The 18,006-nt window shown below is 74.2% G+C and carries 18 protein-coding genes; 8 read left to right on the forward strand and 10 right to left on the reverse strand.

Features of this window, described 5'->3' with window-relative positions; all coding sequences use genetic code 11:
• Window positions 1–136: 136 nt before the first annotated feature.
• From ACVCAH_RS15395 to ACVCAH_RS15405, 3 genes are all read right to left on the reverse strand, one after another.
• Window positions 137–679 (reverse strand): hypothetical protein, encoded by a 543-nt coding sequence (locus ACVCAH_RS15395; RefSeq protein ID WP_447136807.1) that lies wholly within the window; start codon window positions 677–679, stop codon window positions 137–139.
• Window positions 680–760: 81 nt separating this feature from the next.
• Window positions 761–1,291 carry an SRPBCC family protein gene (locus tag ACVCAH_RS15400; protein WP_447136808.1) on the reverse strand — a complete coding sequence of 177 codons (531 nt, stop codon included), beginning with the start codon at window positions 1,289–1,291 and terminating at the stop codon, window positions 761–763.
• Entirely contained in the window at window positions 1,291–1,602 is a 312-nt protein-coding gene (locus ACVCAH_RS15405; protein WP_447136809.1) for an ArsR/SmtB family transcription factor, read from the reverse strand. The genes ACVCAH_RS15400 and ACVCAH_RS15405 overlap by 1 nt, the downstream gene beginning before the upstream one ends.
• A gap of 87 nt (window positions 1,603–1,689) precedes the next feature.
• On the opposite strand from ACVCAH_RS15405, the gene ACVCAH_RS15410 reads away from it, so the two are divergent.
• The gene (locus ACVCAH_RS15410; RefSeq protein ID WP_447136810.1) at window positions 1,690–2,619 is read left to right on the forward strand and encodes an LLM class F420-dependent oxidoreductase; all 930 of its coding nucleotides are present in this window, start codon (window positions 1,690–1,692) and stop codon (window positions 2,617–2,619) included.
• Window positions 2,620–2,629: 10 nt separating this feature from the next.
• On the opposite strand, the gene ACVCAH_RS15415 is transcribed toward ACVCAH_RS15410, so the two are convergent.
• Entirely contained in the window at window positions 2,630–3,028 is a 399-nt protein-coding gene (locus tag ACVCAH_RS15415) for a hypothetical protein (protein ID WP_447136811.1), read from the reverse strand.
• 79 nt (window positions 3,029–3,107) lie between these two features.
• Between ACVCAH_RS15415 and ACVCAH_RS15420 the strand changes: the two genes are divergently transcribed.
• Window positions 3,108–3,896, forward strand: a complete 789-nt coding sequence (locus ACVCAH_RS15420) for a hypothetical protein (protein ID WP_447136812.1) — start codon at window positions 3,108–3,110, stop codon at window positions 3,894–3,896.
• Window positions 3,897–3,910: 14 nt separating this feature from the next.
• Window positions 3,911–5,143, forward strand: coding sequence for an FAD-binding protein (locus ACVCAH_RS15425; protein WP_447136952.1), 1,233 nt, complete (start codon window positions 3,911–3,913; stop codon window positions 5,141–5,143).
• Window positions 5,144–5,229: 86 nt separating this feature from the next.
• Here ACVCAH_RS15425 and ACVCAH_RS15430 read toward each other — a convergent pair whose 3' ends face one another.
• Together ACVCAH_RS15430 and ACVCAH_RS15435 are read right to left on the reverse strand one after the other, a co-directional pair.
• Window positions 5,230–6,366 (reverse strand): site-2 protease family protein, encoded by a 1,137-nt coding sequence (locus ACVCAH_RS15430; protein ID WP_447136813.1) that lies wholly within the window; start codon window positions 6,364–6,366, stop codon window positions 5,230–5,232.
• Window positions 6,367–6,522: 156 nt separating this feature from the next.
• The gene (locus ACVCAH_RS15435; protein ID WP_447136814.1) at window positions 6,523–7,389 is read right to left on the reverse strand and encodes an SDR family oxidoreductase; all 867 of its coding nucleotides are present in this window, start codon (window positions 7,387–7,389) and stop codon (window positions 6,523–6,525) included.
• A gap of 119 nt (window positions 7,390–7,508) precedes the next feature.
• Between ACVCAH_RS15435 and ACVCAH_RS15440 the strand changes: the two genes are divergently transcribed.
• Window positions 7,509–8,126: a TetR/AcrR family transcriptional regulator gene (locus ACVCAH_RS15440; protein WP_447136815.1), complete on the forward strand. Its 618-nt coding sequence runs from the start codon at window positions 7,509–7,511 to the stop codon at window positions 8,124–8,126.
• Between the two features lie 57 nt (window positions 8,127–8,183).
• Here ACVCAH_RS15440 and ACVCAH_RS15445 read toward each other — a convergent pair whose 3' ends face one another.
• From ACVCAH_RS15445 to ACVCAH_RS15455, 3 genes are all read right to left on the reverse strand, one after another.
• Complete coding sequence (locus ACVCAH_RS15445) at window positions 8,184–9,038, reverse strand: alpha/beta hydrolase (protein WP_447136816.1); 855 nt, start codon at window positions 9,036–9,038, stop codon at window positions 8,184–8,186.
• Window positions 9,039–9,111: 73 nt separating this feature from the next.
• Entirely contained in the window at window positions 9,112–10,041 is a 930-nt protein-coding gene (locus ACVCAH_RS15450; protein ID WP_447136817.1) for a L,D-transpeptidase family protein, read from the reverse strand.
• Window positions 10,042–10,114: 73 nt separating this feature from the next.
• Window positions 10,115–11,563, reverse strand: coding sequence for an alpha-amylase family glycosyl hydrolase (locus ACVCAH_RS15455; RefSeq protein WP_447136818.1), 1,449 nt, complete (start codon window positions 11,561–11,563; stop codon window positions 10,115–10,117).
• Between the two features lie 266 nt (window positions 11,564–11,829).
• Here ACVCAH_RS15455 and ACVCAH_RS15460 point away from each other — a divergent pair, with 266 nt between their 5' ends.
• The 4 genes from ACVCAH_RS15460 to ACVCAH_RS15475 are packed head-to-tail and all read left to right on the forward strand — an operon-like array spanning window position 11,830 to window position 16,421.
• Window positions 11,830–13,470 carry a hypothetical protein gene (locus ACVCAH_RS15460; RefSeq protein WP_447136819.1) on the forward strand — a complete coding sequence of 547 codons (1,641 nt, stop codon included), beginning with the start codon at window positions 11,830–11,832 and terminating at the stop codon, window positions 13,468–13,470.
• Window positions 13,467–14,933, forward strand: coding sequence for an NADH-ubiquinone oxidoreductase-F iron-sulfur binding region domain-containing protein (locus ACVCAH_RS15465; RefSeq protein ID WP_447136820.1), 1,467 nt, complete (start codon window positions 13,467–13,469; stop codon window positions 14,931–14,933). Before ACVCAH_RS15460 ends, ACVCAH_RS15465 begins: the two co-directional genes overlap by 4 nt.
• A 19-nt stretch (window positions 14,934–14,952) precedes the next feature.
• Entirely contained in the window at window positions 14,953–15,564 is a 612-nt protein-coding gene (locus ACVCAH_RS15470; RefSeq protein ID WP_447136821.1) for a redoxin domain-containing protein, read from the forward strand.
• Window positions 15,564–16,421: a cytochrome c biogenesis CcdA family protein gene (locus ACVCAH_RS15475; protein ID WP_447136953.1), complete on the forward strand. Its 858-nt coding sequence runs from the start codon at window positions 15,564–15,566 to the stop codon at window positions 16,419–16,421. The genes ACVCAH_RS15470 and ACVCAH_RS15475 overlap by 1 nt, the downstream gene beginning before the upstream one ends.
• 268 nt (window positions 16,422–16,689) lie before the next feature.
• Here ACVCAH_RS15475 and serS read toward each other — a convergent pair whose 3' ends face one another.
• Complete coding sequence (gene serS / locus ACVCAH_RS15480; RefSeq protein WP_447136822.1) at window positions 16,690–17,976, reverse strand: serine--tRNA ligase; 1,287 nt, start codon at window positions 17,974–17,976, stop codon at window positions 16,690–16,692.
• Between the last annotated feature and the right edge of the window lie 30 nt (window positions 17,977–18,006).

Below are 18,006 nucleotides of genomic sequence, written 5' to 3' on the forward strand. Positions count from 1 at the left end.
GCGGTGTCGGGCACCGGTCGCGGCCGGGCACCGCCGGGGTGGCTCGCCGCCGGTCAGCTCGGCGCCCGGCCGAGCAGCCGGGTGAGGGCGGCCAGTGGAGACGTGCGGCAGGCTGGACTTGTCGGAGCGCACCGGCTCACTCGCCGAAGCGGTCGAACTGCTCGGCATGGTAGGCGTCGGTGAACCAGTCCCGGACCCGAGGGCGGGTGGCCAGGACGATCAGCGCCACCATGGTGACCGCCTTCGCCCAGTGAATCGCCTGGGCCCACCACGGAAGCGGCTGGACCAGCGCGATGGCGAAGCCGAGCAGCCCGAACACCGAGACGACGATGACCGCCCGGTGAGCGGCGTGCCGGCCCGAGCGCAGCCGACGGATCATGAAAACGTAGGCCAGCGCGACGAGCAGCAGGGGCAGGACCAGCCCCCACACCGACCGCCGGAGGACCTCGCGAGCGGAGGCCAGGTCCGTGCCCGCCGGTAGGTCCAGGTGGGACAGTGGGTAGTCCAGGAGCTGCTCCTGGAAGACGACCACCAGAGTGGTCAGCAGGGCGGTCAGCCCCAGGTTGAGCAGCATCAGCGTGATCATGTGGTGGACCAGCCCCGGCGGCCGTTCCTCGACCGGCTGGCCGGTCGGATCCTGCCGCAGGTTGGTGCGGGGCTGCGGATCAGTCGTCGTCATCGGCGGCATCACACCACAGCCGGCCGCCACCGCGCCGCCCCATGCTGATCGTGCCGTCCGCTCCTGGGCCGGACGGGCGCGTCAGGCGTTACCGAGGCGGGCGGCGTACGCGTCGCGCAGCTCGGCCCAGCCGAACTCCTTCGCCTCGGCGCCCCGGATCGGGCCGACCGGGTCGCCGTCGAGCAGGTGCTCGGCCACGTCCAGGCAGAGGTGCCAGCCGGCCGCCACCATCGGCGCGACGCCGCGCTCGGTGACGGTGTGCCGCAGGGTGAGTTGGGTGCCGGTGGCGGTGGGCGTCAACTCCCAGCGGAGCAGGTCGTCGCCCCAGGTGTACTCCAGCAGGTGGGGCGGTTCTGCCCGGCGTACCGTCGCCGGAAGGTCCTCGGCGGTGTCGCCGTCGACCATGGTGAGCACGGCGGCGCCGGGGGAGCCGAGGTCGCGGTCGGCGAGGAACGGCGCCCACTCGCGCAGCCGCCCCGGCTCGGTCAGCGCCGCCCACACCGCCTCCGGCGGGTGGCGCAGATCGCGGACGAAGACCAACGTGGCGCCGGTGTCGGCCGGCTCGCAGCCGACCTCGGCGGGCGGGCTGGGGCGGAAGCTGTCGCGTTGCATCACTGCTCCTGACTGTCGAGGTGTCGTTCCAGGGCGTCCAGGTGGGTCTCCCACAGCTGCCGGTAGGGGGCGAGCCAGTCGTCGACGGCCTGGAACGGGCGGACGTCGACCCGGTAGATGCGCTGCCGGGCCGCGGTGCGGCAGGTGACGAAGCCGGCGTCGCGGAGCACCCGCAGGTGCTTGGAGACGGCCGGTTGGCTGACCCCGAGGGTGTCCACCAGCTCGCCGACGCTGGACTCGGCCCGGCGGAGCTGGTCGAGGATGCGGCGCCGGGTCGGCTCGGCGAGGACGGTGAACGCGTCTACGGACACGCGACGAATATGCCCTTCCGGTTATATGACTGTCAAGGCATACGAGTGTCGGCGGCGGCGGCCGGACCGGCTCCCTATGCTCGGGTCATGGAACTGCGGATCTTCACCGAACCCCAGCAGGGCGCCAGCTACGACGACCTGCTCGCCGTGGCCCGCTGCGCGGAGGAAACCGGCTACGGCGCGTTCTTCCGTTCCGACCACTACCTGAAGATGGGCTCGGTGAGCGGGGAGCCCGGCCCGACCGACGCCTGGACCACCCTGGCCGGCCTGGCCCGCGACACCCGCCGGATTCGGCTCGGCACGCTGATGACCGCCGCCACCTTCCGGTTGCCCGGCCCGCTGGCGATCACCGTCGCGCAGGTGGACCAGATGAGCGGCGGCCGGGTCGAGCTGGGCATCGGCGCCGGCTGGTTCGCCGAGGAGCACGCCGCGTACGGCATCCCGTTCCCGTCGGTCGGGGAGCGGTTCGACCGGCTGGAGGAGCAGCTCGCGGTCATCACCGGGCTGTGGGAGACCCCGCCGGGCAGGACGTTCGACTTCCCCGGGAAGTACTACCCGGTGAGCGACTCGCCGGCGCTGCCGAAGCCGGTGCAGCGGCCGCGCCCGCCGATCCTGCTCGGCGGCATGGGCCCGAAGCGCACGCCGCTGCTGGCCGCCCGGTACGCCGACGAGTTCAACCTGCCGTTCGTCTCCGTCGAGGACACCGCCGCCCAGATCGAGCGGGTGCGCGCGGCCTGCGCCGAGGTGGGGCGGGACCCGGCGGAGCTGCGCTGGTCCAACGCCCTGGTGCTGTGCTGCGGGCGGGACGACGCCGAGGTGGCCCGCCGGGCCGCGGCGATCGGCCGGGAGCCGGACGAGCTGCGTGCCAACGGTCTCGCCGGCACCCCCGCCGAGGTGGTGGACAAGATCGGCCGGTACTCGGCGGCCGGCAGCCAGCGGATCTACCTCCAGGTGCTCGACCTGGCCGACCTGGACCACCTGGAGCTGGTCGCCTCCGAGGTGCTGCGGCAGGTCTGAGCCGCCCCGGTCAGCGGGCCGGGCCCGGGTCGCGCAGCACGGTGTCCAGCCGGCCGTCGCGGTCCCGGTCGAGGTAGGTGACGTCCGGCAGCCCGTCGCCGTCCAGGTCGATCTGGACCACATCGGCGACGCCGTCGCCGTCCAGGTCGGTGACCACCTCGACGGAGCCGTCCAGGTGCCGGGTGACGATCGAGCGCGACCCGGTCCGCGGCGGCGGGCCGGGACTGGGCACGGGCGTGGGCGCCGGCGGCGGCGCGGGCGTCGGCTTCGGCCCCGGGCTGGTCCCGTCCGGCCGCCGGTACGCCCCGACCGGCGCGCTCGCCGGCTCGACGCCGCTGCCGGTCGGGTCGATCTCCTCCTCCGACGGGAAGACGTCGCCGCGCGGGGCGGGATCACGGTAGGTGCTCATCGGCGTAGGGTTCCCCGGCGACGCCGGTGGTAACCGCTGCCCGATCGTCCGGTGCTGGCCCGCGCCCCGGCGACGGATGATGCAGAACGGAAATCACGAACGGGGGTACGACGTGGAACTGCACCGCAACCGGGGGGCGTTGGTGCTGCCCCTAGTCTGCGTCCTGGGAGGCGCGGCGCTGCTGGTGTTCGCCCGCGACGGTGCCGTGCTGCACCGGGTGGTCGGCGGGGGTGCCGTGCTGCTCGGCGGCATGGTGCTGGTCAGCCTGCTGCGCCCGTTCCGGTTCGCCATCGGCGCCGACGGGCTCACCGTCCGGCTGCCGAAGCTGCGCCGGCTGATCCGCTGGGACGAGATCGAGGCGCTGGCCCTGGACCAGCCGCCGGCCGAGCAGGGGCGGCCCGCCTCACCACGGCTGCTGCTGGTGCCCGCCCCGGGCACGGAGCTCGCCCTGCCCGCCACCGCACACCACCCGCGCGACGGCCGGTCCGCGGTGGAACTGCTCGACCTCGACCGGGTCCGGGAGAAGCCCGCCGAGATCGCGGCGGCCCTGGCCCGGCACGCCGGGGACCGCTTCGTCGACGTGCTCGGGCTGCGCCGGGAGGCCTTCGGCGTTCCCGACTTCACCATCGGGCTGCGCGGCTACCAGCCGGACCGGGTCGACGCGCTGATCCGGCGCGGCCAGGACGCCCTGGTCTGGGGCGGCACGCTGGAACGGCAGGCGGCCCGCTCGGAGATCGAGCAGGTCCGGGCCGAGGGCCTGCCCGTCGCCGGTCGCGGCTACAGCACGATCCAGGTCGACGAGGCCCTGGCCGCGCTGAGCGGCGCACTGACCGCCGGCCCGTCCACCGACCGGCGGCCGACCCCGTGATTCCGACCGACGGGGTGCCGCGCCGGAACTGGGCGGGCAACGTCCGCTACGCCGCCCGCGGCTACCACCGGCCCGGCTCGCTCGACGAGCTGCGTCGGCTGGTGGCCGGCAGCGACCGGATCCGGGTGGTCGGCACCGGCCACTCCTTCAACCGGCTCGGCGACACCACCGGCGACCTGGTCTCGCTGGCCGGCCTGCCGCCGACCGTACGACTCGACCCCGAGCGGCGGACCGTGACCGTTTCGGCGGCCCTGCGCTACGGGGACCTGGCCGCCCGGCTGCACGAGCAGGGGTACGCGCTGGCCAACCTCGCCTCGCTGCCGCACATCTCGGTGGCCGGCGCGGTCGCCACCGGCACCCACGGCTCGGGCCCGGCGATCGGCAACCTGGCCACCGCCGTCGCCGGGCTGGACCTGGTCACCGCCGAGGGCGACCTGCTGACCGTGGACCGGGCGAGCGACAGCTTCGCCGGGATGGTGGTCGGGCTGGGTGCGCTCGGCGTCGTCACCCACCTCACCCTGGACGTGGTGCCCACCTTCGACCTCCGCCAGTACGTCCGGCTCGACCTGCCTCGGGAGGCGCTGGACGAGGCGTTCGACTCGGCGTACAGCGTCAGCGTTTTCACCGACTGGCGGTCGCCGCGGCTGCGCGAGGTCTGGCGCAAGCAGCGCGCCGAGCAGCCGCCGCCCCCGGCGGACTGGCTCGGCACGACGGCGGCCGACCGGCCCCGCCACCCGGTGCCCGGCATGCCGGCGGAGAACTGCACCCCGCAGCTCGGCGTGCCCGGCCCGTGGCACGAGCGGCTGCCGCACTTCCGGCTCGGCTTCACCCCGAGCAGCGGGGAGGAGTTGCAGTCGGAGTACCACCTGCCGCGCGCGGCGGCGGCCGGGGCGCTGGCCGCGCTGGACGAGGTGGCGCACCTGATCGCCCCGGTGCTCCAGGTCTGCGAGCTGCGGACGGTGGCCGCCGACGACCTGTGGCTCAGCCCGAACCACGGCCGGGACAGCCTCGCCGTGCACTTCACCTGGATCGCCGACGCGGCGGCGGTGCTGCCGGTGGTGGCCGCCGTGGAGGAGCGGCTCGCGCCATTCGCGCCCCGCCCGCACTGGGGCAAGGTGTTCGAGCTGGCACCGGACGCGGTCGCCGCCGTCTACCCCCGGTACGCCGACTTCACCGCCCTGCTCACCCGCCTCGACCCGACCGGCACGTTCCGCACCGACCTCCTGGACCGCTACTTCCCCCGCTGAGCGGGCTCCCGTGATCGTCTGCTGCTGCGCGGGTCGGCAGCGGACCGGCGGCGCTGCGGAGCGACAGACGATCAAGACGGGATGGATCAGCGGCGGGCCACGTCTTCGCGCATGCTGCCGCGCTGCACCGCCCGGCTGATGTCGCTGGGGGAGACGATGCCGACCAGGCGACCCTCGGTGACCACCAGCGCCCGGCCGTCGGCGCACTCGTTGAGCCGGGGGAGCAGGTCGTTGAGCTGCTCGTCGGGGGAGGCGAGGACCAGTTCGTCGGCTCGGCAGGAGACCTCGCCCAGCGTGGTGGCGGCCCGCCGGTCGGCCGGGATGCCGCGTACCCGGTCGAGGGTGACCAGCCCGACCGGCCGGCCCTCCTCGGTCAGTGGCAGCGCCGAGTGCCGGTACGCGAAGAGGTAGTGGTCCACGAAGTCGGCCACCGTCATCTCCCCGGACGCGGTCTGCGGCTGCGGGGTCATCACGTCGGCCACCCGGATCCCGCGCAGCGCGGTGCCCAGCCGGGCCTGCCGCTCCTCCATGCCGGCCGCGCCGATCAGGAACCAGCCGATCAGGGCCAGCCAGAGCCCGCCGAAGCCGACGCCGGCCAGGAACTGCCACAACCCCAGGCCGATCAGCAGCGCGCCGAGCACCCAGCCGGCCCGGGCGGCCACCACTGACGCCTTCGTCCGGTCGCCGGTGGCCTTCCAGACCGCCGCGCGCAGCAGCCGCCCGCCGTCGAGCGGCGCGGCCGGCAGCACGTTGAACACGGCCAGCAGCACGTTGATCCCGGCCAGCCAGGCCATCACGCCGAGCAGCAGGCCCTCCTGCCCGGCCAGCACGAGCAGGATGGCGATGGCGCCGAAGAAGAGCCCGATCAGCAGGCTGACCAGCGGGCCGACCCCGGAGATGCGCAGCTCCGCGCCGGGGTCCTTCGCCTCGCCCTTCAGCTCGGCCACCCCGCCAAAGAGCCAGAGGGTGATGCCCTGGACCGCGAGCCCGTTGCGCTTGGCGACGATCGCGTGGGACACCTCGTGGGCGAGCAGGCCGAGGAAGAAGACCACCGCGGCGGCCAGCCCGGCCAGCACGTACGCGGCTACCGGCTCGTCGGGGTAGGCCCGGGGGAACTGGTTGGCCGACAGCCCCCAGGCGATCAGCAGGAAGATGACCAGGACGCTCCAGTTGACCCCGACGGGTACACCCGCGATCCGGCCAAGCCGGAAGCTCGCCCTCATGCGTCGGTCATACCCCCGCAAGCCGTCCCCATGCCAGAAACCGGACCCGGGCGGCCCAACACCTAACGGCGCTCGGCGGGGCCGGCCTGGTCCCTACCGTCGCGCACGAGCCGGTGACCGGGCAGGGCCACCGACTCGGTGCGCGGCGACCACCGGTCAGGTCAGCTGGGCGCGCGGGTCCGGGACCGCCTTCTCGGCGGCGCGGCTCACCTCTTCCCAGGCGGCCCAGGTCGCCATCCGCCGCTTCGAGATGTCGAAGGCGACGTCGTAGACCATGCTGCCGAGCAGGAGCCGCAGCGGCGGGTCGTCGCTGGCGACCAGCTTCATCAGCGCCTCGGCGGCCAGCCGCGGCTCGCTGTCGACCGACCCCTCCGCCCACTGCTGTGCCAATTCCTCGCGCAGCGGGTCGTAGGCGGGGTTCGGGGCCGTCGGCGTACTGCTGGTGTAGAGGTCGGTCCAGTAGCCGCCCGGCTGGACGATGGTGACCTTGACGCCGAACCGGGCGGCCTCGGCCGCCAGCGCCTCACTCATGCCCTCCAGCGCGAACTTGCTCGCGCTGTAGAGCCCCGTGCTGGGGAAGCCGCCGAGCGCCCCGATGCTGGAGATCTGCACGAGGTGCCCGCCGTTCTGGGCCCGCAGGTGCGGCAGCACGGCCTGGCTGACCCAGAGCCCGCCGAAGAAGTTGAGGTCCAGTTGGGCGCGGGCCTGCTCCTCGGTGAACTCCTCCACCATGCCGGCGAAGAGTGCCCCGGCGTTGTTCACGACGATGTCGAGCCGGCCGAAGTGCCGGACCGCCTCGGAAACGGCGTCGAAGACCGCCGAGCGGTCGGTGACGTCGAGGCGCAGTGCCAGCAGGCGGTCCGGGTGTCGGGCGGCGAGGTCGTCGAGCGGCGAGACGTCGCGGGCCGCGCCGACGACCCGGTCGCCGGCGGCGAGCGCCGCCTCGGTGAACGCGCGGCCCAGGCCACGGCTGGCGCCGGTGATGAACCAGACCCGGGATGCGGCGGTGCCTGAGGCCTCCATGGGAAACTCCCTTCGTTCCGAGACGAACCGTCTCGTCTCGGTTGCGAGGATGACGATACCCCGCCGCGCCGCATTGTCAAGACGGACCGTCTCGTCTCTTCTCCTGCTAGATTCGGTCCGTGCCCACGCAGAAGGTCGCACCCGACTCGAGCCGTCGCAGCGAGGCGGCGCGGCGCGCCATCCTCGCCGCCGCCCTCGACCTCGTCAGCGAGCTGGGGTACGCGAAGCTCAGCATCGAGGGCATCGCCTCCGCCGCCGGCGTGGGCAAGCAGACGATCTACCGCTGGTGGCCGTCGAAGGGTGCCCTGCTCTTCGACGCCTTCCTCGCGCTCACCACCGAGGGGCAGGACGGCGGCGGGGCCCTACCCGACACCGGCGACCTGGCGACCGACCTGAAGGCGGTGCTGCGGTCCACCGTCGAGGAACTCAACGACCCCCGCTACGACCAGCCGATGCGCGCCCTGCACACGGAGATCGTCCACGATCCCGCCCTGGCCGCCGCCTACGCGGAGCGGCTCGACGGGCCCATGCGGGAGCTGAAGAAGGAGCGCCTGCGCGCCGCCCGGCGCGCGGGGCAACTGGCCGAGGACGTCGACCTCGACGTGGCCGTCGACCTGCTGTTCGGCCCGATCCTGAACCGGTGGCTCCAGCGCACCGGCCCGCTCACTCCCGAGTACGCCGACCAGGTGGTGGACACCGCGCTGCGCGGCCTCCGGCCCGCGCCGCCCGCCCGGTAGCGCGCCGCCGGCGACCGCGACCTGCCGGAGATCCCGCTGCCCGTCGTCACCGCCCGATCACGGGCGGGGGGTCTCGCTGGCGACGGTCTGCTCGCGGGGCAGCGCGGCGGCCCGCAGCGCCCAGTCCAGCGCGTAGTCGGCGACCTCCTCCCAGCCCGGCTGCCCCACGGTGAAGTGCGACCGGCCCGCGAACTCGTGGTAGGCGGTCAGCGCCCGGGACTTCTGGTACAGCGCCGCGTTGGTGCGCACCACGCCGGGCGGCACCACGTGGTCGGCCCCGCCGGCGATCAGCAGCAGCGGCGCCCGGTCGGTGCGGCCGGTGTCCACCCGCGCCGCCGAGTTCGGGTCGAGGTTGGCGAACGCCCCCTCGAAGAGCACGCGCCCGGCGCCGGGCACCGCGTACCGCTGCCAGGCCCGGTCGGAGTCCTCCTGGCTGAGGGTGTTGCCGAAGGCGTAGTGGAAGTCGTCCGGCGTGAACGGCACCGCCCGGTGCCGGTTGGCCGGGTTGCGCAGGATCGAGAAGCCGGAGCGCAGCGTGCTCAGCGGCAGCTTGACCACCCCCTTCACCGGGGCGGGGTGGATGCCGACCGCCGCCGCGCCGAGGCCCCGGTCGACCAGTACCTGGGTGATCAGCCCGCCGAACGAGTGCCCCATGATGACCGGTCTGGTGGGCAGCGCCCGGATGAGCCGGTCGTAGTGGTCGGCGATCTCGGCGATGTTCTGCTGGGCGATCGGGGTGGAATCCTCCCGCAGCCGTTCGACCTCGCCCTGCATGCCGGGCCAGGCCGGGGTCAGCACCCGCAGCCCCCGGGCGGCGTACCGGGCGGCCCACCGTTCCCAACTGCGCGGGGTCATCCAGAGGCCGTGGATGAGCACGACCGTGTCGACCGGTCCCTGCGGCGCACTGGCCATGGCGTCCCTCCCGGGTGTCGCGGCGTCCGGACCGGCGGTTACCCGCCTGCTCGGGCGGGAATCCGCCGACCGGTCACGCGGTCGGCGGTGGGGCGGGCAGCTCGTCGACCACCACGACCTCGGTGCCGGTACGGACCTCCGCCAGCAGTTCCCGCTGGGCGCTGCGGGTCACCCGGATGCAGCCGTTGGTGGTGTTCTCGCCCAGTTCGCCGTCGTGGTACCAGCTGTGCAGGCCGATGTGTGCGCCGCGCAGGCCCGCCGGCACCGAGTCCGGATCGTCCGGCACCGAGCCGAGGGCGAAGATGTCCACGCCGCCGTACACGTCCTGCGGCGGTGGGGTGCGGCCGAGGATGAAGGTGCGACCCAGCGGCGTCTCCTGGCCGCGCTGGCCGAGGCTGACCTCCCAGGACCGGATCGGCCGGCCGGCGCGGAACCAGGTGAGCCGGTGCGGCCGGCGCTCGACCACGATCTGGTCGCGCAGGGTGACGGTGGTGAAGCCGCCGGGCGGCAGCCAGGCGAGCTTGCGGTTGGCCGACGGGAGCAGCACCGCGGTCCAGCCGGCGCGGCGCTGGGCGATCGGCATGGTCAGCTCGACACCGTTGATGGTCGGGGCGAGGAAGGCCAGCGGCCGGCCGCCCGGCGCGTGGTAGGCGGCGATCCGGCGGGTCGGGTGCAGCCCTTCGGTCAGCGGGGTCGTGTCCATGGTGTCGGGGTCGGTGGGGAAACCGGCGGGCGCGCGGTCGTAGTCGACCACCGGCAGGTCGGCCGGCGCCGGCGCGGCGACCGGCACGGTCTCCTCCGGCGTCGGGCTCGGCTCCGGGCTGCTCGGCTCCGGGCTGCTCGGATCCGGCTGATCCGGCGCCGCCTGCTCGACCGGGGGCGGCGCTGGCGACGGGGTCAGCGCCCAGCCGGTGGCCCCGGCCGTCGCCAGCAGCGCGCACGCCCCCACGGCCGTGGCCGACCGGCGGAGCCAGCGGTACGAGGTGATTCGGTCAAACGGCACAAACAGACTGTAACCGCAGGACCCCCGCCCGGCCGGGAAATCCGGCCGGACGGGGGTGCCTGAGAGGTGCGGGTCAGCTCAGGCGGGCGCCGACGTGGATGGCGACCGCGTCGTGGGCGGGGATGTGGGCGGCGAACCAGCCGTTGCCGTCCACGGTGATCACCGGCCCCGAGCAGGTGCCGTTGGCGAAGGTGCCGTGGATGACGTCGCAGTAGCGGCCGGCCGGCAGCCCGGCGTGGTAGGAGCGGCCGGTGATCGCGTGGTCCTCGTCGTTGACCGTCAGGTAGCCCTTGCCGCTACGGCTGAACGCGATGTGGTTGTTGCCGTTGTCGTACCAGTTGGCGACCCCGGCGCCCTCGGTGGCGTTGCGGAAGCCGACCATGTTGGCGATCACCGGCCAGCGGTGCTCGCACTCCCAGCCGGAGTAACAGGCCACGTCGAGCGTCCGGCCGGAGCCGTCCTGCGGCGGACCCTGGTCGCGCTGGCTGAAGGTGTAGCTGGACATCACCGTCGGCGAGCCGTACGGCCAGGCCAGCATGAACGCGTTGGCCAGCGCGTAGATGCCCCGGTCGCGGTAGGTCAGCACCCCGCCGACGTCGCGCTGGGTGTCGTGGTTGTCGACGAAGACGGCCGCCACGCCGGTGGGCAGGTGCCCCCAGCCCTCGCCCAAGTTGCGCAGGTAGGCGAGCCGTTCGGAGCGGAACACCCGGGCCAGGTCCTTGCCGTAGCGGAACTCGTGCACGTCGCCGTTGCCGGTGTACTCGGTCGGCTGGATCGGCTCCCCGGCGCCGTGGATCACCTCCTGCACCAGGTACGCCGGCCGGGAGAGCCGGCTGCGGATCGCCGCGATGTCGGCGGCCGGCATGTGCTTGCTGGCGTCCAGCCGGAAGCCGTCGACGCCGAGCGAGAGCAGGTCGTTGAGGTAACCGGCGAGCCGGCCCCGGACGTGGTCCGACTCCGTCTTCAGGTCGGCGAGGTTGACCAGCTCGCAGTTCTGCACCTCCCACCGGTCGCCGTAGTTGGCGATGTCGTCGCCGCCGTTGCGGCCGCAGTGGTGGAAGTCCTGGTGCTGGTAGATGCCCGGGTAGTCGTAGTGCCCGTACGACGAGCCGGCCCAGCCGGTGCCGGCGTTGTCCTGCCCGGACATGTGGTTGACGACCGCGTCGACGATCACCTTGACGCCGGCCGCGTGGCAGGCGTCCACCATGGCCTTGAACTGGGCGCGGGTGCCCTTGCGGGACTCGACCCGGTAGCTGACCGGCTGGTACGCCAGCCACCACTGGGATCCGCGGACGTGTTCCTGCGGCGGGGAGACCTGGACCCAGCCGTAGCCCTTCGGGCCCAGCGTGGTCCGGCACTCGTTGGCCACCGAGGTCCAGTTCCACTCGAAGAGCTGGACGATCACCTTCTTGGCGCCGGCCGGAGCCGCGACGGCCGGGGGTGCCGTCACGGTGGTCGGGACGAGCATGCTCGCGATCACACCGAGGGCGAGCAGCGCCGAGTGCCATCGACGTCGATGCATCGGAACTCCTGACGGGGGTGCGGGGGACGGGGTGGTGGTGCGGGGGAGGGTCCCTCAGCTGCCGGAATCTTGCAATTGAAGCTGAAAGATTTCGGAAAGATTACAAGCGGGTTGCAGCGGCTGTCAACGTATGGAAATTGGTAACTGCCTCGTGGCGCGCCGTCCCGGGTGGACGCCGTTACACGCGCCCGGCCGCCGGACGGTTCGACATCGGGCCGGAATTTTCCCCGGGCCGGTGATCCGACTGAGCCGTCACTCCGTACTCGATGGGGGAGCAGGGTCGGCCGGCGGTGCGCCGCCGCGAGACGATCGAGGAGCAGATGGCCCGGGTCAAGCAGAACCAGAAACCGGCCACCGTCCGGACCACCAGCACCAGCCGGGGCGTCCGCACCCGGTCCCGGTCCGCGGTGGCCGTGCTGACCGTGTCCGCGATCGCCGCGCTGTGGGCGGGAACGATGCTCACCGGCGCCGGTCAGACGGCGTACGCGTACGGCTTCTTCTTCACCGAGTTCTTCGCCGGGGTGATCGCCCTGGTGGCGATGAGCCTCACCGTGATGCTGGGACTGCTCGCCACCGACCGGCTGGTGCTGCTGATCCGGCACCGGGTGCTGTTGCAGTCCGCGCACCGGGCCACCGGCATCCTCGCCGTCGCCGGGCTCTTCTTCCACGTGCTGACCAAGGTGGCCACCGGGCGGGCAGCCGGCACCGACGCCATCGTGCCGTTCGTCGGAGGCGGGGGACTCTACGTCGGCCTCGGCACGGTGGCCGGGCTGCTCATGGTGAGCGTGCTCTGGACCGGCATCGTCCGGGCCCGGTTCGCCGGGGTCGGTCCGAAGTGGCTGTGGCGGACGCTGCACTCCGCCGCGTACGTCTCCTGGCCGTTCGCCATCCTGCACGGGCTCAACGCCGGCCGGCCGGCAGCGCCCTGGGTGATGTTCAGCTACCTCGCCTGCCTGCTGCTGGTCGTGCTGGCGCTGCTGGTGCGGGTCTCGGTGACCGTCGGCCGGCGCAGCCGGGAGCGGCACCAGGCCGCCGCGCGGAACGAGGCGCTGGTCGCCCGGCCGGCCGAGGACGGCACGGGCCGTTCGCTGCTCGGCGGCCGGTCACGCCGCCGCCCCGACGGCGACGAGCGGCGCGACGGCCGTTCCGGCCGGGAGAGCAGCTGGGCGGAGACCACCCTCGCCGGCTCGTGGACCGCGCCCGGCGCCACCCGGCGGGACCCCGAGCGGTTCACCGTGCCGGTGGTGCCCGAGCCGGGCTCGCTGCGTGAGCCGGTCCGCCCCGCGCGCCGCCGGCGCGACGAGGAGTCGGCGCCGGCCGCCCGGCGGCGCCGCACCGAGGAGCGGGTACCGGTGGCTCGCCGCCGCGAGGAGGAGGAGCCGCCCGCGCGCCGGCGCCGGCGGGAGGAGCCGGTCCCGAACGTCCGGCGCCGCCGTGATGACGAGGAGGTCGGACGCTCCGCCCGCCGGTCCCGGGTGGACGCCGACGCCGGCACCCGGTACTCCGCGCCGCCCCGGCGCCGGGCCGACGAGCCCGAGGAGCCGTGGGACAGCCCGCGCCGCTGGGAGACCGCCGAGCCGATTTCGGCCGGCCCGGTCTCCGCCGGCCCGGTCTCTGCCGGTCCGATCTCGGGTGGGTGGGTCTCGGGCAGCCCGATCTCGGCGGCGCCGCGCAGCGGCGGTGGCCGGCACAGCGCCGAGGACGACGTGCCGGAGGAGCCGGACTACTGGCGGCCGCCGGCCCGGTACGTCCCGGAGGAGGTCCCGGCCGACGACACCCCGACCCTGGTCGACCTGGCCTCCCGGCGGGCCCGCCGGGAGGCCAAGGAGAGCCGCCGCCGGCGCCGGGCCAGCGCCGACGCGGTGGACGGGGCGTACTGGGCCGGGCTGCGGGGTGAGGCGAAGTGATGCGGACGACCGTGCCCCCGGTGGCCTGTGTCGGCGAGCCCCGGCTCACCGCCGGCTTCGCCGATTTCGGCCGGCTCGACCTGCTCGCCCACGAGGAGGTGCACGGGCCGATCGGGCCGATGGAACCGGCCAACCTGCTGCGGCTCGCCGAGGGCATCCAGCTCAAGGGCAAGGGCGGCGCGGGCTTCCCGTTCGCCAAGAAGCTCCGCGCGGTGCTGGAGTCCTGCGAGCGGCAGGACCTCACCGCGGTGGTGGTGGTCAACGCCACCGAGGGCGAGCCGGCCAGCTGGAAGGACAAGGTGCTGCTCACCCGGGCCCCGCACCTCATCCTCGACGGCGCCGCGCTGGCCGCGTACGCGCTGGACGCCGACGAGATCGTCATCGGGATCGCCGACGACGGGGTGGGCCGGGAGTCGCTGACCGAGGCGTTGCAGGAGCGCCGGATGCCGGTGCCGACCAGCATCGTCACCGTGCCGCACCGGTTCATCTCCGGCGAGGGCGGCGCGCTGGTCAACGGGATCAACGGCCTGCCGCACATCCCGCCCGGCACCAAGAAGCGCTCCAGCGACTCCGGCGTCGGCGGGCTGCCCACCCTGCTCTCCAACGCCGAGACGTACGCCCAGCTCGCGATCGCGGCCCGGCTCGGACCGTACGAGTACGCGGCGCTCGGCACCGACGACGAGCCGGGCACCGTGCTGCTGACCGTCACCGGCGCGGCGAAGCGGCCGGCGGTGGTGGAGTGCGCCGCCGGCACCCCGCTGCGGGAGATCCTCGACCTCTGCGAGGTGCCGGACGGTCCGGGCATCCTGATGGGCGGCTACCACGGCAAGTGGATCACCCCGGAGGCCGCCGACCGGGCGGAGATCTCCCGCACGGGGCTGGCCGCGGTGGGCGGCACCCTCGGCGCCGGCATCGTCGTCCCGCTCGGCGCGGACACCTGCCCGCTCGGCGAGGCCGCCCAGGTGGTCCGCTACCTGGCCGGCGAGTCCGCGGGGCAGTGCGGCCCGTGCAAGATGGGCCTGCCCGACCTGGCCCGCGCGGTCGACCTGGCGGTCGCCGGCAGCGCCCCGGTGGAGGTGGTCCGGGCGGCCGCCGGTGACGTGAAGGGGCGCGGGGCGTGCAGCCACCCGGACGGTACGGCCCGGTTCGCCCTCTCCGCGATGGAGGTCTTCGCCGAGGACCTGCGGCTGCACACCACCGGCGACGGTTGCGGCCGGCGGGTCAAGGGTGTGCTGGGGTTGCCCGGGGCGCCCGACCCGAACCCGCAGCGGCTCACCCTCGACTGGTCGCGGTGCGACGGGCACGGGCTCTGCGCCCACGTGGTGCCCGACTTCATCCGGCTGGACGGCAACGGGTACCCCGCCTTCCCGCCCACCCCCGTGCCCACCTGGCTGCGCGACGGCGCGCTCAAGGCGGTCAAGGTCTGCCCCGAGCTGGCCCTGCGGCTGGCCAAGGCCGAGTAGCCACCCGAAGGGAGACCCGATGCGGACGCTGTGCCGGTCGGTCATGTCCGGGCGGTCACCCCGCCACAGCGCGCCTCGGGCGGCCGGCGCCGTCCTCCTGGTGGCCGTGCTGCTGGGCGCGGCGTCCTGCGCCGGCGGGGCGGACCCGGCCGGCCCGGCCGAGGCGGCCGCGGCCACCGGCGGGAGGGAGCCGTCGCCCACCGGGTCGGTGTCGGCGCCGGCGCGGGTCCCCGACACCCTGGCCTTCACCGCGACCACGCTGGACGGCACAGCGTTCTCCGGCGGGGCGCTGGCCGGCCGGCCGGTGGTGCTCTGGTTCTGGGCGCCGTGGTGCGCTACCTGCGCCAGCCAGGCCTGGACGGTCGCCGAGGTGGCCCCGAAGTACCGGGACACCGTGCCCATCGTCGGCGTGGCCGGGCTCGGCGAGCAGCGCGCCATGAGGGACTTCGTGACCGAGTTCGAGCTGGCCGGGACGCCGCAGCTGGACGACCGGGCCGGCGCGCTGTGGCGCCGCTTCGAGGTCGTCGAGCAGAGCACCTTCGTGATCATCGACCGGGACGGCAAGGTCGTGCACCAGGGCTTCCTCGACGGCGAGGACCTCATTCGGCGGGTCGCCGCGCTGGCCGGGTGATGGCGACCCCGCTGCTGCTCGCGCTGACCGCGGGCATGCTCGGCGCGGTCAACCCGTGCGGCTTCGCGCTGCTGCCGGCGTACCTGTCGCTGCTGGTGGCCGGGGCCCCGGACACCCGGGGCGCGGTCGGCCGCGCGCTGACCGCCGCCGCCGCGCTGACCCTGGGGTACGTGCTGGTCTTCGGCGCGTTCGGGCTGGCGCTGGTCCCGCTCGCCGGCTGGCTGCGCCCCCGGCTGCCGTGGCTCACCGTCGGGCTGGGACTGCTGCTGGTGGCCCTCGGCTGCTGGCTGCTCGCCGGCCGGCGGCTGCCCACCCTCCGCCCGCTGGCCCGGGCGCCCCGACTGACCCGGTCCTGGGCCGCCATGACGCTGTTCGGCATGGCGTACGCGGTGGCGTCGCTGGGCTGCGCGATCGCGCCGTTCCTGGCCATCGTGGTGACCAGCCTCCAGGCCGGGTCCACGCCGCGCGGGCTGGCGCTCTTCGGAGCGTACGCCCTCGGGATGGGCCTGGTGGTCGCGGTGGCCGCGCTCGGCGTGGCGCTGCTGCGCGGCCACCTGGTGGCCCGGCTGCGCGCGGCCGGCGCGCTGGTGCCCCGGCTCAGCGGCCTGGTGCTGCTGCTCGCCGGCGGCTACGTCGCCTGGTACGGCTGGTACGAGGTGCGCCTCGCCGCCGGCCGCCGGGACGCCTTCGGCGACCCCGTGGTGGTGGCTGCCGGCCGGGTGCAGCAGGCCCTGGTCGCCGCGCTGGACGCGGCCGGGCCGGCGGTGCTCGTGGTGGCGCTGGTCGTGCTGGCCCTGGCCGGCGCGAGGCGTCGCCGGGCCGGCCGGCCGCCGGCGGTCGACAGCCGAGCCGAGTAGCCGTCGCCCGGCAGCCCGCCCACCGTGCCGCCGGACGGGGCCGTCAGGGGGCGTCGGTGGGTATCGTCACTCTCTCCGCTGTGTTCCTGCCGGCCTTCGACTGGCGAGCGACATTCCAGAGCGTCATATTCATGCCGCAGCGGAATGTCCGGAGACCGGCACACCGCGGTCGGCGTGCGACACGCCGAGCTCCCCCGATCGCTCCTCGGTGCCGAACGGCCGGACGGTGGGCCGGGAGGCCCGACCCACCGCCGGCGTCAGCGCAAGCTCAGCGGACCGGGGTGAGGCGGTCGGTGCCCAGCCGGTCGCGGAGCACCTCGGGAACCAGCACCGAGCCGTCGGGCTGCTGGAACTGCTCCAGGATGGCCGGGAAGAGCCGGCTGGTGGCCAGGGCCGAGCCGTTGAGGGTGTGCACGAAGCGGGTCTGCTTGCCGCCCGGCTCCCGGTAGCGGATGGCCGCCCTGCGGGCCTGGTAGTCGCCGGCCCAGGAGACCGAGGAGACCTCCTTGTACTTGCCGGTGCTCGGCATCCACACCTCGATGTCGAGGGTCTTCTTCATCGAGGCGCTGGCGTCGCCGGCCGCGAGCAGGCTGGTCTGGTGGTGCAGGCCCAGCTTCTCGACCAGGCTCTCCACGTGGCCGACCATCGCCGTGAGCGCGGCGTCGGCCTGCTCGGGCAGGGTGAACTGGAAGATCTCCACCTTGTTGAACTGGTGGCCGCGCACGGTGCCGCGCTCGTCGGAGTGCGAGCCGGCCGCCTCGCGCCGGTAGCACGGGGTGTAGGCGAACGCCTTCAGCGGCAGCTTCGCGGTCTCCAGGATCTCGTCCTGGTACGCGCCGAGGATCGCCGTCTCCGCGGTGGGCAGCAGGAACTGCCCGCGCGGGGCGGACTGCCGGTCCAGGTGGTAGACGTCGTCGTAGAACTTCGGGAACTGCCCGGCGGCGAAGCCGGCGCTGTCCAGCAGCAGGTGCGGCGGGAGCAGGAACTCGTAGCCGGCCGTGATGTTCTGCTCGATCAGCCAGTTGAGCAGCGCCCACTCCAGCCGCGCGCCCAGGCCGGTGTACATCCAGAAGCCGGAACCGCCGAGCTTGACGCCGCGCTCGTGGTCGACCAGGCCGAGCGCGCGGCTCAGCTCCACGTGGTCGCGGACCTTCTCGATGGCCGGCGGCTCGCCGAAGGTCTTGACGACCCGGTTGGCCTCCTTGCCGCCCGGCACGACGTCGTCGGCGGGCAGGTTCGGCAGCTCGCTCATCCGGTCGCGCAGCCGGGCCTGCACCTCGTCCAGCTCGGCCTCCAGCTCGGCGAGCTGCTTGCGGCCGGCCTCCGGGGCGGCGACCTCCGGCTCACGGCCGGCCCGCTTCGCCTCCGCGTACGCCCGGGCCTCGGCCTTGCGGCGCTGGCGCTCGCCGTCGATCTCCGTGATCAGGCTGCGCCGCTGCTGGTCCAACCGCTGGATCTCGTCCAGCGCGCGGGTCACCTCGGCCGGGTCCAGCCGCTTGGCCAGCGCGGACGCCACCGCGTCCCGATCCTTCCGGATCAACTCCATGTCGAGCATGCTGCTCCGTACGCCTCCGTCCGGACGTCA

Source organism: Micromonospora sp. LZ34 (assembly GCF_052981855.1).

Bases quoted from the DNA above. Each gene is read 5' to 3' on its own strand.
- ACVCAH_RS15395 (WP_447136807.1), bottom strand. From the start codon at position 679: ATGACGACGACTGATCCGCAGCCCCGCACCAACCTGCGGCAGGATCCG.
- ACVCAH_RS15400 (WP_447136808.1), bottom strand. From the start codon at position 1,291: ATGCAACGCGACAGCTTCCGCCCCAGCCCGCCCGCCGAGGTCGGCTGC.
- ACVCAH_RS15410 (WP_447136810.1), top strand. From the start codon at position 1,690: ATGGAACTGCGGATCTTCACCGAACCCCAGCAGGGCGCCAGCTACGAC.
- ACVCAH_RS15415 (WP_447136811.1), bottom strand. From the start codon at position 3,028: ATGAGCACCTACCGTGATCCCGCCCCGCGCGGCGACGTCTTCCCGTCG.
- ACVCAH_RS15420 (WP_447136812.1), top strand. From the start codon at position 3,108: ATGCAGAACGGAAATCACGAACGGGGGTACGACGTGGAACTGCACCGC.
- ACVCAH_RS15430 (WP_447136813.1), bottom strand. From the start codon at position 6,366: ATGAGGGCGAGCTTCCGGCTTGGCCGGATCGCGGGTGTACCCGTCGGG.
- ACVCAH_RS15435 (WP_447136814.1), bottom strand. From the start codon at position 7,389: ATGGAGGCCTCAGGCACCGCCGCATCCCGGGTCTGGTTCATCACCGGC.
- ACVCAH_RS15445 (WP_447136816.1), bottom strand. From the start codon at position 9,038: ATGGCCAGTGCGCCGCAGGGACCGGTCGACACGGTCGTGCTCATCCAC.
- ACVCAH_RS15455 (WP_447136818.1), bottom strand. From the start codon at position 11,563: ATGCATCGACGTCGATGGCACTCGGCGCTGCTCGCCCTCGGTGTGATC.
- ACVCAH_RS15460 (WP_447136819.1), top strand. From the start codon at position 11,830: ATGGGGGAGCAGGGTCGGCCGGCGGTGCGCCGCCGCGAGACGATCGAG.
- ACVCAH_RS15470 (WP_447136821.1), top strand. From the start codon at position 14,953: ATGCGGACGCTGTGCCGGTCGGTCATGTCCGGGCGGTCACCCCGCCAC.
- ACVCAH_RS15475 (WP_447136953.1), top strand. From the start codon at position 15,564: ATGGCGACCCCGCTGCTGCTCGCGCTGACCGCGGGCATGCTCGGCGCG.
- serS (WP_447136822.1), bottom strand. From the start codon at position 17,976: ATGCTCGACATGGAGTTGATCCGGAAGGATCGGGACGCGGTGGCGTCC.